Genomic DNA, 16163 nt, shown 5'->3' on the forward strand with positions numbered 1-16163 from the left:
CGCGTTGGCCAGTCCAGGCATTCTTAAAAAATCTCTATAAAAAGAAAAATAATAAAAATTGGTTTTTAAATAGCTAAATCATCTTATTTCAAATCATGATTTGCTGATGCCAAAACGCTGTACCAGCGTCCATGCCGTGATCGCTGTGCAGGCCGACCAGAACCAGATGCCGAAGGCCAGCGGCATGGTGGAATCTGCATCCAGATTCAGTCCCAGCCAATGCCCCATGGCAAAAGCCATGAGCATCATCACCAGGCCGTTGATGGCCGAGGCCGTGCCCGCAGCCTGGGGGAAGGGCGCGATGGCATTGCTTTGTCCGCAGGGCATGTGAATGCCGTGGGCGATCTGGTAGAGGCAAAAAGGCAGGGCATAGGCCCAGATGCTGCGCAGATCGGCCAGGGCCGCCAGGCCCATGATGGAGCCGGCCGTCAGCGACAGCACTCCCGCCACGGCCACGGCGCGCCGCACACTCATGCTGCGCAGCAGACGGCGGCAGGCAAAGGTGCCTGCGATGTAGCACAACGCGTTGCCGCCCAGCATCAGTCCGTATTGCGTACGCTCCATATGTAGCACGTTGATGTAGGTGAACGAAGAGGCCGCCAGATTGGTGAACAGGCCTGCATAGCTGAAGCAGGTCAGCAGGTTGTAGGCCTGGAACATGGGGTTGCGCACAATGCGCGACCAGGTGCGCAGCAGATTGCCCGCTTGCAGCGCCTGCGGGTTGCGCTGGGGAATCGACTCCCTGAAGCGCAGCACCACCAGCAGCCAGGCCAGACAGCCCATGAAGGCCTGGGCCAGCATGGTGGAGCGCCAGCCCAGCCAACCCACGAGCAAGCTGCCGCTGATGGGCGCCAGAAAAGCCAGCACTCCCAGGCCCGTCAGCGCCTTGGACATGACCTGCGCGCCCATATGCGGGGCATAGAGATCGCGGACCACCGCTCGCGCGCACATCACGCCGGCGCCCAGGGCTGCGCCTTGCAGGCTGCGCCAGGCAATCAAGGCTTCCATGCTCTGTGCGCTGGCGCAGCCCAGAGCGGCGATCACATAGCCGCTGATGCCCAGCAGCAAGACCGGGCGGCGGCCCAGCCGGTCAGACAGCGGGCCCCAGAGAATCTGCGAGCAGCCAAAGGCCAGCAAAAAGCCGGTCAGCGTCAGCTGGGCCTGCGAGACGTGGGCGCCAAAGCCTTGCTGCAGCTGGGGTAGGGCGGGCAGATAGAGGTCGGTTGCCAGCGGCTGAAGACCCAGCAGCAGCCCCAGCGTGAGAATCACGAAGACTGCAGATTCAGGAGCACTCTTCGCTTGCTCATCAAGAGATTGAGCGGGATTCGGCTTTGAGTTCAGAGCAGGCGGCGCAGACATAGCCGGACAGCCTATCAGAACCTGTCCATTGATCCGTATGCTGACGAGACAGTATGTGGCGATGTCGCTCAGCGCGGATTCAGGCCGAACAGCTCATGCAGTGCCTGGCGATATTGCACCAGGGCCCTGGACTGGGTGTTGTGGTGGCTGGCACCTTCGACCAGGATCAGGCGCTTGGGCTCGCGCGCTGCATCGAACAGCTGCTGGCCCAGCCGGGCCGGAATCAGCGGGTCGGCCGTCCCGTGCACCACCAGTAGCGGCGAGCCGATGCCCGCCACGGTGTCGACCGAGTTGAAACGCTGCGTGATCAACCAGTTCACGGGCAACCAGCCCCAGCGCATGGAGTCGAACACGTCGGGAATGCTGGTGAAGGTGGACTCGACCAGCACCCCGCTTTCATCCTTGACGGAGCTGGCCAGGTCGATGGCGACGGCGCCGCCCAGTGAGTGGCCGAAGATATAGCGCGGCCTGCCTGCGGCCTTGCGGCCCAGCCAGTCCCATGCAGCGCGGGCATCCTCGGCGGCCGAGGTCTGCGAGGGCAGGGCCGGGCTGCTCTTGCCAAAGCCGCGGTAGTCCACGGCCAGCACCGAAAAGCCCATGGCCTGCAGGCGCCGTATGCGTGGTGAGGAGCCCGTCACATTCCAGCGCGCTCCATGCAGAAACAGCAGCAGCGGGGCACGTGCATCGCCGGATGGCATCCACAGGGCGTGCAGCCTGGCGGCGCTGCCGTCGCGGCTGCGAAAGTCTATCCATTGCTCCTGCATGCCGGCTGTGTTGGCTCCAGGCCAACTGCGGTCGCTGGGCTGAAAAATCCAGACCCGCTGCCGGGCATCGATCTCGCGCATGCCCCAGATCGCGAGCGCCAGCAGCAAGGCCAGACCGAGTGCTGCCGCGAGGCGGCGGGGGCTGCAGAAGCGTGAGGTCTTGGGCATGGAAGGAGTGCGGCGGAAGAGGGCGACTGTCAAGTGCTGTGCAAGTATGGCTGTCTGACCCGGCCCCAGTCATCTGGAGTGCATGAATTGGCGATATTCTTGCGGGTGTTTCAAACCGCAAATGCATAGCTGGTTGCGCAGAGTTTGCGAGCGTTTGAAGCCTGTTTGAAGGATTAGTTCACTATGTCGATCTGCCTGGGTCTTGCCGCCAACAAACTCCACCACCAAACCGAGGACGCCGCGCTGTTTGCCTTGCTGCGCGCCTGCGAGGCCGGAATTCGCGAGCTCAAGCTGGGCTTTCATACCGTGGGCCGCACCTATGACGCCATCACGGCGGCCAGCATGCTCCAGGGCTACAGAGGCCTGGTTCGCTATCCCTATGGCCGCGAGGGCGGTCTCATGAGGCTGGTGGCCGAGGTGGTGGGCATGGAGGGTGACGAGCGCACTCTCGATGGCGCCATCTACCTGATGGACCCGGTGGACCCCTCGTCCATCTTCCCTGAAGCCCTGGCCTTGAAGCGCCAGTGCGTGATTCATGGCAAGCCTTTTCTTTCCACGGTCGCCTCCACGCGCGACTGGATCGAGATGGAGCGCATTCACGCCGGTCTGGTACGTGACCGCAATGCCGACCGCTTTCACGACTATGAGAACCAGACGCTGGCGCTGATCGCCCACGATGCCATGAAGCCCACCATGCTGGACTTTGCTGCGCGCAACTTCGAGCTGCTCAGCCGCTACCGCCGCCGCGTGGGCACGGGCACCACGGGTCAGAAGCTCAACGAGATGGCCTGGAGCAAGGGCTGGCCTGCCGACAAGCCCTGGGTGGATCGCTACAACAGCGGGCCGCTGGGCGGCGATGCGCAGATTGCAGATCTGGTGCTGGAAAAGCGCTGCCACCGCGCCATCTTCTTCGAAGACCCGCATGTGGCACGCCAGCACGAAGCCGATATCCAGCTGCTGGAGCGCGCCGTGACCACGGTGACGCACGATGCCGTCTGCAGTACCTCGCCCCAGGTGGCGCAGCGCTGGTGCGATGCGGCCGTCAAACGCGCGGGCTGAAGCCAGCTGCTGAGCGCTACTGGCGGCTGCGGTAGCGCTTGAGTTCTGCCTGCAGCCAGCTGGCGCTGGATTCAGCCTCCTTGCCGCTGCAGCGCACCAGATAGGGCTTTTGGCTGATGCTGCTTTGCGTGCCTGCGCGGGCAATGAAGTCCTCGGCCGTCTCCACCCAGCCCTTTTTGAGCAGATAGTCGTATTTGCCGCGCAGATGCTCGGCGGCCTTGGCGCTGTCATGCCAGCTGCCATTGCGCTCAAACTCGCAGCCCGAGGCTTTGAGATGGCCGATCAGGTACTCGATCTCCTGAGTCGCCGCAGGTGCGGGCGATGCGGCAAGGCTCAAGCTGCAGGCTGCACCCAGCAGCAAGGCGGTAACGGTGTGCTTCATGTGGGTTGATCCTACAGAAGAAGAGCCGAGCAAGGAACAAAGGCCGCAGCGATGGACTGCGGCCTTGTCTTGGTCGGTCGAAGCTGTGCGGTACTCAAGGGGCCGGTGTGGCCAGAGGCTTGCCCTTCTCCACGACATACACACCAATCAGCTTGACCGTGCCATTGCTGGCGTTGTGTGCGTCATGAATCACACCCGCGGGCACGACAAAGGTCTCGCCGGCCTTGAGCGTGCGCGGCGGCTGGCCGTCGATCAGCAGATCAACCTCACCCTCGCTGATATAGCTGATCTCGTCGCCAGGGTGGGTGTGGCGACCCGCGCGCGAGCCTGGGGCGACCTCCACCTTGGCCACCACGGCTTCGCGACCCGGTACCGAAACATCAGCCTTGCCGACCATGGTCCGGGACAGGCCTCCGGTTTGGGCCGCACCCGGCTGGGCCGCACCCGGCTGGGGTGATGCAGCCTGAGCCAGGGCATTCTGGCTGAACAGCACGAAGGCGCTGCTGCAAAGCAGGCTCGAAAAGCTGGCGCGGCGAATCAAGATCATCAGATATCCCTCCGGATGTGTGAAACCTGTCACTTGTACCGGGAAGGAGCGCGGGCATGCCATGGGGGCAGCCCTAGTCGCAGGGGCGCGGAGAACACCGCCGGGCGCGGTGATGCAAGGCCCTGCGGGCAGAAGAGATATGGCGCTGCAGGCCGCTGCCTTAGTTGTCGGCCGTGATCCGGGCGAACTTCACCAGCTCGGCGTATTTGTCCATGTCTGTGCGCATCACCTGGGCAAGGCTTTCATTGCCCTTGGCGGGCGGGGTTCCAGCTGCTTCCAGCTTCTGGCGGATGGCCGGGTCGGCAAGGCCTGTCTGTATCGCTTTTTGCAGCTTGGCCAGCACTTCCGGGGGCAGGCCCTTGGGAGCCGCGAGGGCAAACCAGCCGCTCAGGGCATAGCCCTTGAGCGCGGGATGTTCCGCCAGCGCAGGAACCTCCTTGAGCGTGGCGATGCGGGTGGCCGTGGTGGCGCCCAGAATCCTGATCTTTCCTGACTGCGCCAGCGGCGCTGCGGCCATCGGCGAGAGGATGGCGAAGTCCAGGTTGCCGCCGCCCAGATCGCTGGTCATGGCCGGAGAGCCCTTGTAGGGGATGTGCACGAGGTAGACACCCGCAGTCTTCTTGATCAGCTCTCCCGAAAAATGCGGTGTCGAGCCAATGCCGGGGCTGCCGTAGCTGTATTTGCCAGGGTTGGCCTTGGCCAGTTTGACGAAGTCATCCACGGTTTTGGCAGGAACATGCGCTCCGGCCACCCACAGATTGGGGGCCAGGGCGGTCAGGCTCACCGGGGTCAGATCCACAGCCGGATCGTACTTCTGCGCGGCATTCACAAACTTGGTGCCCGCCATTTCGTTGCTGGAGCCTGCCAGCAAGGTGTAGCCGTCGGGCTTGGCCGATACCACGCGCTGTGCTCCCACCACGCCTGCGGCGCCCGGCACGTTCTCGACCACGACGGTGGCGTTCAACTGCCTGGCCAGTATGTCCCCGACCACGCGGCCGACCATATCGACGGAGCCGCCCGGGGCATAGCCAATCACGATGCGGATGGGCTTGCTGGGATAGGCATCCTGTGCCTGCACAGCGCCTGCGAACAGGCTGGTCATGGCACAGGCGATGCAAAGTCGGCGGGAAAGAGTGGCGCGGTCTGGATTCATAAGTCCCACAATTATTTGTGGTGAAGGTTGATTCAGTGATTGGCGTTGAATTGCTCAACAAAACTCAATTGATTGTCATGAAATTCCATGGGAGAAGGAATCCATGGAAACCAGCAGTTCAACTGATTTTTAGGCAGTGCCGCGCGCAGCTAGAGCGGGCTGAACCAGCGGTAGCGTTGGCTGGCGCAGGCAATCAGCCCGCAGCGGTCAATCAATGATCGATATTCCTGCTTATAGTCAGTGGCAAGGCCTGCCGAGCGCATACCATGCAACGGCGCCTTCTCCGCGGTAGCCAGCCAACCGGGCACAGATCCGGCTCACAAGCGTTTCAGTTGAATCGTCAGGGAGTCTCAGATGCAGGAACAGAGTCGCGTTGCCGCCTGGCACGCGTTGTCGACCGATGCCGTACTCGCTCAATTGCAATCGACTGCCGCCGGGCTGAGCTCCGGCGAGGCCCGCGAGCGCTTGCAGCAGCAGGGCCCCAACGCTCTGCCAGCCGCCGCTTCACGCAGCATGCCGGCCCGCTTTCTGTCGCAGTTCAACAATTTGCTGATCTATGTGCTGCTGGGCTCGGCGGTGGTCACCGCCTTGCTGCAGCATTGGGTCGATACGGGGGTGATCCTCGCGGTGGTGCTGATCAATGCGGTCTTCGGATTCGTGCAGGAAGGCCGTGCCGAGAAGGCGCTGGACGCCGTGAAGGCCATGGTTTCCAGCCGCGCCAATGTGCTGCGCGACGGATTGCGCATGGCGGTGCCTGCTGAGGAACTGGTTGCCGGCGACTGTGTGCTGCTCGAGGCTGGCGATCGCGTCCCGGCCGATCTGCGCCTGCTGCGCGCCAGCAGCCTGAAGCTGGACGAGGCCATGCTGACCGGGGAATCGGTTGCCGTCGACAAGTCGGCCGATCCGGTGGCCGCCGATGCCGCTCTCGGCGACCGCTTTTCCATGGCCTACTCCGGCACGCTGGTTGCCGCGGGGCAAGGCCTGGGCGTGGTGGTGGCCACAGGCCCTCGTACCGAGTTGGGCCTGATCAGCACCATGCTGGGTTCGGTGCAGACACTGGCCACCCCGCTGACGCGGCTGATGGATCGTTTCGCGCGCCAGCTCACCATCACCATCCTGAGCCTGTCCGTGCTGATGTTCTGCTTCGCGCTATGGGTGCGCGATTACGACACAGCCGACGCCTTCATCGCCGTGGTGGGCATTGCCGTATCGGCTATCCCCGAAGGCCTGCCCGTGGTCATGACGATTGCGCTGGCCATCGGCGTGCAGCGCATGGCCGCACGCTATGCCATCGTGCGCAGTCTGCCGGCGGTTGAAACACTGGGCGCCGTCTCGGTCATCTGCTCCGACAAGACCGGCACATTGACACGCAACGAAATGAGCGTGCGCGCCGTGGTGCTGCCCGGTGCCAGCTTCGACATAGAGGGCGAAGGTTATGCCCCCCAAGGGCGTTTCACCCTGGCGGGCGAGGAGATTGATCCTGCACTGCATCCGCAGTTGCTGCACTTCGCCACAGGCGCGGCACTTTGCAACGACGCCCATGTAAGACATGCCGAAGGCAAGGTCTGGGTGGTCGAGGGCGACCCCATGGAGGGAGCTCTGGTGACGCTCGCGGCGCGCGCCGGTCTCGATGTGGAGCAGTTGCGCCAGGACTGGCGCCGACTCGACGAAGTTCCCTTTGATGCCGTCCACCGCTACATGGCCACTCTGCACCGCCCGGTTGATGCTCCAGCCGTGGTTTTCGTCAAAGGGGCTCCGGAGCAGATTCTTGCCATGTGCCGCGACCAGCAGGGTGCCGACGGCGTGCAGGCGCTGGATGCCGCCTATTGGCTGGAGCAGGTCGATGCCCTGGCGGCCAAAGGCTATCGCGTGCTGGGTCTGGCCAGCTTCGCGCCCGAGGATGCCAAGGGCAGCGTGGACATGGCCGACGTCAAGGACCTGACCCTGCTTGGCGTGCTGGGCATGATAGATCCGCCGCGAGAATCGGCAAAGGAGGCCGTACGCGAATGCCGCAGCGCCGGCATTGCCGTGAAGATGATCACCGGCGACCATGCCGCCACGGCGGCCGCCATTGCCAGGGAGCTGGCGCTGGCCGACACCATCCGCGTCACTTCGGGCCATGAACTGGACGGACTCAACGATGCCCAGCTGATCGATGTGGCCCGTGCCTCCACGGTATTCGCCCGAACCAGCCCGGAACACAAGCTGCGCCTGGTGCAGGCCCTGCAGGCGGATCGCAGCGTCATCGCCATGACCGGTGACGGCGTCAACGACGCGCCGGCGCTCAAGCGGGCCGATATCGGCGTGGCCATGGGCATTACCGGCACGGCTGCCGCCAAGGAGGCTGCGGGCATGGTGCTGGCCGACGACAACTTCGCCACCATCGTCGCCGCCGTCAAGGAAGGGCGCACTGTCTACGAAAACCTGCGCAAGGTCATTGCCTGGACCTTGCCGACCAACGGTGGCCAGGCCATTGTCATCGTCGCGGCGATTCTGCTGGGCCTGTCCCTGCCCGTCACTCCGGTGCAGATTCTCTGGGTCAATCTGGTCACTGCCGTGGCCCTGGGTCTGACGCTGGCCTTCGAACCACCCGAGGCCACGCTGATGCAGCGCAAGCCGCGCTCGCCGGACGAGCAACTGCTGCAGCCCTACCTGCTGTGGCGTGTCGCCCTGGTCTCGGTGCTGTTTGCCTTGGGTTGCTTCGGCATGTTCGAGTGGTCGCTGCGCCGCGGCGACTCGGTCGAACTGGCTCGCACCATCGTGGTCAATGCGCTGGTGATCATGGAGATCTTCTATCTGTTCAGTGTGCGCTATACGCAAGGAACCTCGCTGAGCCTGCGTGGCGTCCTGGGCACCCCGGCCGTGCTGCTTGGCGTGGCCGGCGTCACCCTGGTGCAACTGCTGTTCACCTACACCTCGCCCATGCAGGCGCTGTTCGACAGCCGTCCTGTCGACCTGGCGGCCGGACTGCTGGCGATAGGGCTGGGGGTTGCCCTGCTGCTGTTGCTGGAGGTCGAAAAGCTCCTGATACGCTGGATGAGACTGGGAGTGAGGGCCTAGAGCGCTGTGCACGCAAGGCATTCAAGCCGTCGTTTCACCGCCTGGCCGAGGGCATGAAAAAAGGCCCCGAAGGGCCTTTCTTGCGAGTGCTGAGCGCTTGGCGCTTAGATCACGCCTTGTGCCAGCATGGCGTCGGCCACCTTCACAAAGCCGGCGATGTTGGCGCCGTCGATGTAGCTGATGGTGCCGTCTTCGCGCTTGCCGTGCTTCACGCAAGCTGCGTGGATGCTTTGCATGATTTGCAGCAGACGTGCATCCACTTCTTCGGCAGGCCAGGACAGGCGGGCCGAGTTTTGCGACATTTCCAGACCCGAAGTAGCCACGCCACCGGCGTTGGATGCCTTGCCGGGTGCGTACAGCACGCCGGCAGCTTCGAAGGCGCGGGCGGCTTCGTTGGTGGAGGGCATGTTGGCGCCTTCAGCCACGCAAAGCACGCCGTTGGCGATCAGGGTCTTGGCATCGGCTTCGTCCAGCTCGTTCTGGGTGGCGCAAGGCAGGGCCACGTCCACCTTGATGGACCAGGGGCTCTTGCCGGCCAGGAATTCCACGCCGGAAACCAGCTTGGCGTAGTCGCTGACGCGGCCGTACTTGTGGTTCTTCACATCCATCAGGATGGCCAGCTTTTCGGTGGTGAAACCAGCGGCGTCATACACGGTGCCCGAGGAGTCGGACACGGTCACGACCTTGGCGCCCAGCTCCATGGCCTTTTCCACGGCGTACTGAGCCACGTTGCCGGAACCGGACACGGACACGGTCTTGCCTTCAAAGGACTGGCCGCGAGTGGCCAGCATTTCACGGGCGAAATACACAGTGCCGTAGCCAGTGGCTTCGGGGCGAATCAGCGAGCCGCCGAAGGACAGGCCCTTGCCCGTGAACACGGAAGCTGCAGTGTTCGACAGCTTCTTGTACATGCCGGCCATGTAGCCCACTTCACGGCCGCCCACGCCGATGTCACCTGCGGGCACATCGGTGTCGGGACCCACGTGGCGGAACAGCTCGGACACGAAAGCCTGGCAAAAGCGCATGACTTCGGCAGGGCTCTTGCCCTTGGGGTCGAAGTCGGAGCCGCCCTTGCCGCCGCCCATGGGCAGCGTGGTCAGTGCGTTCTTGAAGGTCTGCTCGAAAGCCAGGAACTTCAGCACGGACTGGTTGACCGAGGGGTGGAAGCGCAGACCGCCCTTGAAGGGGCCGATGGCCATGCTGTGCTGGATGCGGAAGCCGCGGTTTACCTGCACCTGGCCCTTGTCGTCAGTCCAGCTCACGCGGAACTGGATGATGCGCTCGGGCTCGACCAGGCGCTCCAGCAGAGCGTGTTCGGCGTACTTGGGATTCTTCTCGATGAAGGGCCACAGGCTTTCCATCACTTCGGTGACGGCTTGCAGGAATTCGGGCTGACCGGGGTTGCGTTGTGCCACTTCTTCCAGGAATTGGCCTACGGACTCGTACTTCATAGAGAACTTTCTGACAGGGACAGGGAATGCGCTGAAACTCGCGAAACCAAAATTATGCCAAAAAGTTATGCCGTCATGCATAGATTCGGTGCATGAAGGCGCAATTCTGGTGCGTAGATGCCCGAATTTGGAACACTGATCCCATATTTATTCTTAGTTTTCAGGCACTTGGATGGTGCATTTGAAGTAAAGGATTTTTCATTGTCCTGTCGCAAAAATGGTCCGGAAGCCGCTTGGCACAGCGTTGTCCAACAGAAAAAACGGCGCGATGCCTGCGCTGACATCGTTCTGTGATAGCACCGATGTGGTGCATGGGATTTCAGGCACGCAATCTGCTGTTGTGAAATTGTTTTTTCATCAAGGCCGTCACATGAGCCTGGGGATGGCCTCTTTCACCAATCAACGGGGCTGGGTAAACATGTATTTGAAAAAATATTTTCATAACTTCAAATATGAAAAATAAATTTCAAATTCGATTTGCCGGCCCAGTGCCTGGGCGGTCATCAGCACACAGGAGGTGGATATGGCAGGTGAGATCCCCGTGACGCCCTCGGCGTCAGGCAAGGCCAGTGCGGCGCAGATGCAGCAGCTGGAAAATGCGCTCAACCAGATCGGTGTGACGCGCTCGCACAAAAGCATCATCTTTCTGGTGGTCTGCGGTGTGCTCTTCGATGTGTTCGAACAGAACGCAGTCGGCCTGGTCGGCCCCCTGCTGCGCCAGCAATGGGGGCTGGACGCGACGGACATTGCCTTTCTGAACACCATCACCTTCTTTGCCGCCGCCATGGGGCGCTTGCTGTCGGGCTACCTGGCCGACCGCATGGGACGGCGCTTCATGCTCAATGTGAACCTGGCGCTGTTCACGCTGGGTGCCGTCGGCTGCGCACTGGCGCCCGACTACGCTTTCCTCGCCGTGGCGCGTGCCATCGTGGGCTTTGGTCTGGGCGGAGAAATCACCACGGCCGTGACCATGCTGGCCGAGTTCTGCTCGGCGCGCTTTCGCGGCACGGCAGTCGGTCTCATCAATGTGGGCGGCGGCGGTCTGGGCAATATGCTGGCGCCGGCCTTCGCGCTGGGCGTGTTCACGCTGTTCCCGGGCGATGATTCCTGGCGCTGGCTGTTCGGCTGTCTGGTCATGCCGGCCATCTTCATCGTGTTCTACCGCCGCTTTGTGCCGGAGACGCCGCGCTTTCTGCTCTCCAAGGGACGGGTCGAGGAAGCCAACCAGGTGCTGAGCATGCTGGCGGCGGGCAAGCTGGCCAATGCGCAGTATGAGCTGCGCGAGTTCATCAGCCCAGGCAGCGCACAGGCGCAGACGGCTGCCACGCAGACCGTGCAGCGCAGCTCTTTCACCGACATCTTCAGGGGCGGCTATGCGCGGCGCACGATTGCCGTGGGTGTGGCTTCGTGGATGACGTTTGGCGCGCAGCTCTCGGTGCTCACGCTGATGCCGACGATTCTGGTCGCCCAGGGCTACTCCATCACCAAGAGCTTCAGCTTCACCATCGTCATGCAGATGGGCAGCCTGGCCGGCGCGATCGCTGCATCGACCATGGGTTATTACTTTCCGCGCAAGCGGGTGCTGACGGTAGGGGCGATTGCTGCCTGTCTGGCAGGCCTGGCGTTCGGCAACTTCACCGATAGCGTGGCCATGATCCTGGTCTGCGGTGCGCTGTTCCAGTTTTGCGTGCTGACGCTCAACACCTCCATCTGGATCTTTGCGCCAGAGCTGTACCCCACGCGCATTCGTGCGCTGGGCACCTCCTTCCTGCTGGCGCTGGGCACGATCGGCGGAGCCATGTCCCAGGTGCTGGCGGGCAAGATGTTCGATCTGCACGGCGTCTCCGGAATGTTCGGCATGATCGCGGCCATGTATTTCATCTTTGCGATTGCCGTGCAGTTTGCCCCCGAGACCTTCGGCCGCTCCATCGAGGAAGGCGCGGGGGAGGAATCCCATGCCGGGCAGGAGTCTGCCGCTGCTGCAGGCGTACCTTCAAGCGCTCAGGAGCGCACGGCATGAAGACTGGCATGCATATTTTGCTGATCAACCCCAATACCTCGCAGCAGACCACGGCGCTGATGCTCAGACAGGCGCGGGCCTGTCTGCCGCCCGGCGCGCTGCTGCACGGCGCGACGGCCGAGCGGGGGGCGGCCATGATTACCGACGAGGCGGGGCTGAAGATCGCCGAGCAGGAAGTGCTGCGCCTGGGCCTGGCCTTTGCCCGGGGAGATGACAGCCAAGCTGGGCGGGCCATCATCGTGGCCGCGTTCGGCAATCCGGGGCTGGAGTTGTTGAGAGCGGCCCTGCCGGCCGGAGTTGCCGCCTTTGGCATCGGCGAAGCCGCCATGCGGCAGGCCGCGCGGGACGAGCAGGGCCTGCCGCGCCGCTTCGGTATTGCGACGACCACGCCAGGGCTGGAGGCTTCGATTGCCGCCTCGGTCGCAGCGCTGGGCCTGACTCCCTGGTTCTGCGGCACGCGCATTGCTGTCGGTGAGCCGCTGGCGCTGGCGGCCGATCCGGCCTTGCAGTGCGAGCGCCTGGGCGATGCCGTGGCCCAATGCGTGCAGCACGATGGCGCGCAGGCCGTGGTGATCGGTGGCGGCCCGCTGTCCGAAGCTGCGCTGTGGCTGGCGCCGCGCTTTGAGGTGCCGGTGCTGTCGCCCGTGGTGGCAGCGATGCAGGCGGCGCTGGCCGGCCTGGCGCTCGCCGCCGCCCACTGATTGCTGTTGGTTGCTGTTGATTGTTATTGCTTGGTTGCTATTGGTTGGTTGCTATTGGTTGCTATTGATTAAAGAGCTTTTATCGCAAGTAATTCATGGATTTCAGATAGAAAAGTATCTGAAATCTATGAATAACAAGCGTAATAAGCTTCCTATTTCATAGCATCTCGTCCAGCGCATCGTGGCTGGTCTCGATGGCCGCCATATGTCTGCGCCCCGGCTGCCCGCTTTGCTGCAAGGTGGCCGTGGCAATCAGGTGACAGAGCATGAAAAGCGCCGTGTGATTGTCCAGCGGTCCCGGTGCCGAGGTCTGCACGCGCAGCAGCCAGTCCGCCTCGGGGGCCGGGCTGGCATGGTCGGTGATGCAGATCAGGCGGGCGCCCAGCAGTCTGGCCTGGCGCGCGAACTCGCTGACTACGCGCACGCTGCGGCGCAGGGCAAAGATCACCACCACATCGTTTTCGCCGATCTGGGCCGCATATTCACCCAAGGTCTCGCCAGCGCCGGGGATGACCTGGCTGGGCATCTCCAGTGCCTGCATCAGCTGCCAGCGCAGATAGGCGGCAAAGTTGCGGTTCTGGCGATAGCCGACAAAGAACAGCTGGCGCGCTCCGATCAGGGCCATGGCGATGGCATCGAGCTGATCTGCCGAGATCTGTCCGATGGTGACGGCCAGATTCTCCGAGGCCTGGCGCAGATGTGTGGCGATCACATCCGCCGTGGGCCGGCCCTGGGCCGATGCGGCAGCCAGAAACAGTGGCGAGCCGTTGTCGCCCTGAGCGCGGGCATGGCGGCGTGCATCCTCGTAGCCCTCATAGCCCAGCCGCTGTATGAAGCGCGTGACCGTGGCATTCGAGACCCCTGTGAGCTTGGCCATCTCGGCCGCCGCGTAGCTCGACAGATTGCCGGGAAAGTCCAGCAGGAATTCTGCCAGCCGCCGCTCCGACGGCGGCAGCTGCGGCAGGGCCGCACGCACACGGGCGATGAAGGAATGGGTTTCGGCGGGTTCCGGGGGGCAGGAGCTGGGGTTCATGACTGCGAATGGCAGGTGGGCCCGCTGATCTGCCGGCCCGCTGTTTTGGTCGATAACGGCAATGTAGCGGCTATTTAGCGGCTATTGCAGCCCTGCCATCAGCGCCCGCGCAGAAACAGCGCATCCAGCTCCTTCATGCTCAGCTGGCGCCAGGTGGGGCGGCCGTGATTGCACTGGTCGGAGCGCTCGGTCACCTCCATCTGACGCAGCAGTGCATTCATCTCGTCCAGCGTGAGTTTGCGGTTGGCGCGCACCGCGCCGTGGCAGGCCATGGTGGCCAGAATCTCGTTGCGCGCGCGCTGCACCACGGTGCTGGCGTCATGCTGGGCCAGTTCGGCCAGCACGCTGCGCGCCAGCTCCACGGCATCGCCCTGGGCCAGCGTGGCCGGCACGGCGCGCACGGCCAGGGTCTTGGGCGAGAAGGGAGAGACCTCCATGCCCAGGGCCAGCAAGGTCTCGACATGGGCTTCGGCCGTGGCGACTTCCTCGGGCGTTGCGGCAAAGGTGGCGGGAATCAGCAGCGGCTGGCTGGGAATCTGCTGGTCGCCATTTTCCGTATTCACGGCGTTCTTGAGCTGCTCATAGACGATGCGCTCGTGGGCGGCATGCATGTCCACGATGACCATGCCCTGGCTGTTTTCGGCCAGGATAAAGACGCCGTGCAGCTGAGCCACGGCCCGGCCCAGCGGCCAGACCGGGGTGTTGTCTGCCGCAGCCGTTACGGGTGGCTGAGTTGCCGGCGCTGCGGCATGTTCGGCAGCTTGCATGGCCGCAGCCGGCTCGAGCGGGGCTGCAGCTGCAGCCTTGGCAGCGATCTGCGTAGCGGCTGGCGCTTCCTGCATCAGGGGAGCAGGCGCTTTGCGCTGAAAGTAGCTGGACTGGCCAGAAGGGCGCAGCCTGATGCCTTCGTCCTCGGGCTGAGGCACGGGGCTTGGCATGGCTGTGGTGTTGGTGATCGTGGTCGCGCCGGTGGCCAAATCAGGTGTGGCGGATGTCGCAGGCGTTGACACAGGCGTTGACGCAGGCGTGGCAGCTGCAGCACTCGCCGGGGCTGCTGCCGCAGTCGCCATCTGGGGCGCGGGCTCTGCTTGCGCAGTGGCTTCGCGCATGGGCTCCCAGAGCTTGGCCAGGTCGCGCACGGGGTTGCCGACGGCGGGTTCGCCAAAGCTCATGCGGGTTTGCGGCCAGGCCGGGGCTGCTGCTGGCTTGTTCGCCGATTTGGCTGCCACAGGCGTGGCAGCGCCGTCGTCGATCAGGCCGGGCTGGCGGGCGGCTTCCTGTGCCGCCGCCTCGACCACGGCCGCAGCGCGCGGCGTGGCCAGCGCGTTCTCGATCGCGTGGCGCACCGCCTGGTGGACTTCACGGCTGTCGCGAAAGCGCACCTCGATCTTGGTGGGGTGCACGTTCACATCCACGCGCGCGGGGTCGATCTCTATGTAGAGCGCGTAGACCGGCTGCTTGTTGCCATGCAGCACGTCCTCGTAAGCAGAGCGGGCCGCATGCGTCAATACCTTGTCGCGCACAAAGCGGCCGTTGACGTAGCAGAACTGCTGGTCGGGACGCGAGCGCGCCGCGTCTGGGATGCCGGCGCGGCCCGTGACGTGGACGGGTCCGGCCCAGTGATCGACGGCGACCGAGTTGTCGACGAACTTGTCGTTGAGCACATCGGCCAGGCGGCGCGACAGGGCTTCGTCGGGCGTGTTGCCGGCAGCGCGCCATTGCTCGACCAGCTTGCCTTCATGCCAGATGGCAAAGCTCACATCGGGCCGGGCCAGCGCATGGCGACGCACGGACTCTATGCAATGCGCGAGCTCGGTGGCATCGGTCTTGAGGAATTTGCGGCGCGCGGGCGTGGAGAAGAACAGCTCCTTGACCTCCACGGTCGTGCCCTGGTTGCGTGCGGCGGGGCGCAGCTCGCCGCTGCGGGCGTCCAGCAGATAGGCCGAATCCTGACCTGCGGGGCGCGAGAAGATGGAGGTTTCCGATACCGAGGCAATGGCGGCCAGTGCCTCGCCGCGAAAGCCCATGGTGGCCACGGTTTCCAGATCGTGCAGATCGCTGATCTTGCTGGTGGCATGGCGGCGCAGGGCTACGGGAAGCTCGTCGCGCGGAATGCCGCAGCCGTCGTCTTCCACCGCGATCAGGCGCACACCGCCGGCCAGCAGGCGCACGGTGATCTGGCCGGCGCCCGAGTCCAGAGCGTTGTCCACCAGCTCGCGCACCACGGAGGCGGGGCGCTCGACCACCTCGCCGGCAGCGATCTGGCTGATCAGCTCGTCGGGCAGGTCGCGAATCGGCCGGCGCACGGGGGCAGCCTGGTCGGCGGTTTCGGTAGGGGAGGGGGAGAGTTCGGTGCTGGTTGCGTTCACGGCAACCATTCTAGGCGGCTGTACAAACCGGCCGGCAAATGAGTTTTTTGGGGAGCGAAAACACAAAGAGCTGCCGGAATAATTCTGGCAGCTCTTC

At 63.8% G+C, this 16163-nt stretch carries 13 protein-coding genes; 5 read left to right on the plus strand and 8 right to left on the minus strand.

Translation table 11 applies throughout. The annotated features are described in order from the left end of the window. Window positions 1-93: 93 nt before the first annotated feature. Window positions 94-1269: a multidrug effflux MFS transporter gene (locus DFO48_RS07860; protein WP_114863030.1), complete on the minus strand. Its 1176-nt coding sequence runs from the start codon at window positions 1267-1269 to the stop codon at window positions 94-96. 158 nt (window positions 1270-1427) lie between these two features. Beyond that, window positions 1428-2291 carry an alpha/beta hydrolase gene (locus DFO48_RS07865; protein ID WP_114863031.1) on the minus strand — a complete coding sequence of 288 codons (864 nt, stop codon included), beginning with the start codon at window positions 2289-2291 and terminating at the stop codon, window positions 1428-1430. 183 nt (window positions 2292-2474) lie between these two features. Between DFO48_RS07865 and DFO48_RS07870 the strand changes: the two genes are divergently transcribed. Further along, window positions 2475-3350, plus strand: a complete 876-nt coding sequence (locus DFO48_RS07870; RefSeq protein ID WP_114863032.1) for a methylglyoxal synthase — start codon at window positions 2475-2477, stop codon at window positions 3348-3350. Between the two features lie 16 nt (window positions 3351-3366). On the opposite strand, the gene DFO48_RS07875 is transcribed toward DFO48_RS07870, so the two are convergent. The 3 genes from DFO48_RS07875 to DFO48_RS07885 form a co-directional block, all read right to left on the minus strand. After that, window positions 3367-3732, minus strand: coding sequence for a DUF5329 domain-containing protein (locus DFO48_RS07875; protein ID WP_114863033.1), 366 nt, complete (start codon window positions 3730-3732; stop codon window positions 3367-3369). A gap of 94 nt (window positions 3733-3826) precedes the next feature. After that, the gene (locus tag DFO48_RS07880) at window positions 3827-4279 is read right to left on the minus strand and encodes a cupin domain-containing protein (RefSeq protein WP_114863034.1); all 453 of its coding nucleotides are present in this window, start codon (window positions 4277-4279) and stop codon (window positions 3827-3829) included. A 160-nt stretch (window positions 4280-4439) separates the two neighbouring features. Further along, a complete protein-coding gene (locus DFO48_RS07885; protein WP_034348942.1) occupies window positions 4440-5432 on the minus strand; it encodes a tripartite tricarboxylate transporter substrate binding protein in 993 nt (330 codons plus the stop codon). A 354-nt stretch (window positions 5433-5786) separates the two neighbouring features. Between DFO48_RS07885 and DFO48_RS07890 the strand changes: the two genes are divergently transcribed. Beyond that, window positions 5787-8492: an HAD-IC family P-type ATPase gene (locus DFO48_RS07890; RefSeq protein ID WP_114863035.1), complete on the plus strand. Its 2706-nt coding sequence runs from the start codon at window positions 5787-5789 to the stop codon at window positions 8490-8492. A gap of 104 nt (window positions 8493-8596) precedes the next feature. Here DFO48_RS07890 and gdhA read toward each other — a convergent pair whose 3' ends face one another. Then, window positions 8597-9943 carry an NADP-specific glutamate dehydrogenase gene (gdhA, locus tag DFO48_RS07895; RefSeq protein WP_003076433.1) on the minus strand — a complete coding sequence of 449 codons (1347 nt, stop codon included), beginning with the start codon at window positions 9941-9943 and terminating at the stop codon, window positions 8597-8599. Window positions 9944-10211: 268 nt separating this feature from the next. On the opposite strand from gdhA, the gene DFO48_RS25265 reads away from it, so the two are divergent. Genes DFO48_RS25265 through DFO48_RS07910 form a run of 3 tightly spaced genes read left to right on the plus strand, consistent with a single transcriptional unit; the run spans window position 10212 to window position 12664 of the window. After that, window positions 10212-10406, plus strand: coding sequence for a hypothetical protein (locus DFO48_RS25265; RefSeq protein WP_158545659.1), 195 nt, complete (start codon window positions 10212-10214; stop codon window positions 10404-10406). A gap of 60 nt (window positions 10407-10466) precedes the next feature. Beyond that, window positions 10467-11963 (plus strand): MFS transporter, encoded by a 1497-nt coding sequence (locus tag DFO48_RS07905; RefSeq protein ID WP_003076432.1) that lies wholly within the window; start codon window positions 10467-10469, stop codon window positions 11961-11963. Beyond that, a complete protein-coding gene (locus tag DFO48_RS07910) occupies window positions 11960-12664 on the plus strand; it encodes an aspartate/glutamate racemase family protein (RefSeq protein WP_114863037.1) in 705 nt (234 codons plus the stop codon). The genes DFO48_RS07905 and DFO48_RS07910 overlap by 4 nt, the downstream gene beginning before the upstream one ends. Before the next feature lie 157 nt (window positions 12665-12821). Here the strand turns inward: DFO48_RS07910 and DFO48_RS07915 are convergent, their stop codons facing one another. Both DFO48_RS07915 and mutL read right to left on the minus strand, forming a co-directional pair. Beyond that, entirely contained in the window at window positions 12822-13697 is an 876-nt protein-coding gene (locus DFO48_RS07915) for a MurR/RpiR family transcriptional regulator (protein WP_114863038.1), read from the minus strand. A gap of 98 nt (window positions 13698-13795) precedes the next feature. Further along, on the minus strand, window positions 13796-16075 hold the full coding sequence (gene mutL, locus DFO48_RS07920) for a DNA mismatch repair endonuclease MutL (RefSeq protein ID WP_199406961.1): 2280 nt from the start codon (window positions 16073-16075) through the stop codon (window positions 13796-13798). Window positions 16076-16163 lie beyond the last annotated feature (88 nt).

This window comes from Comamonas sp. AG1104 (assembly GCF_003350425.1).
Taxonomy (GTDB): domain Bacteria; phylum Pseudomonadota; class Gammaproteobacteria; order Burkholderiales; family Burkholderiaceae_C; genus Comamonas; species Comamonas testosteroni.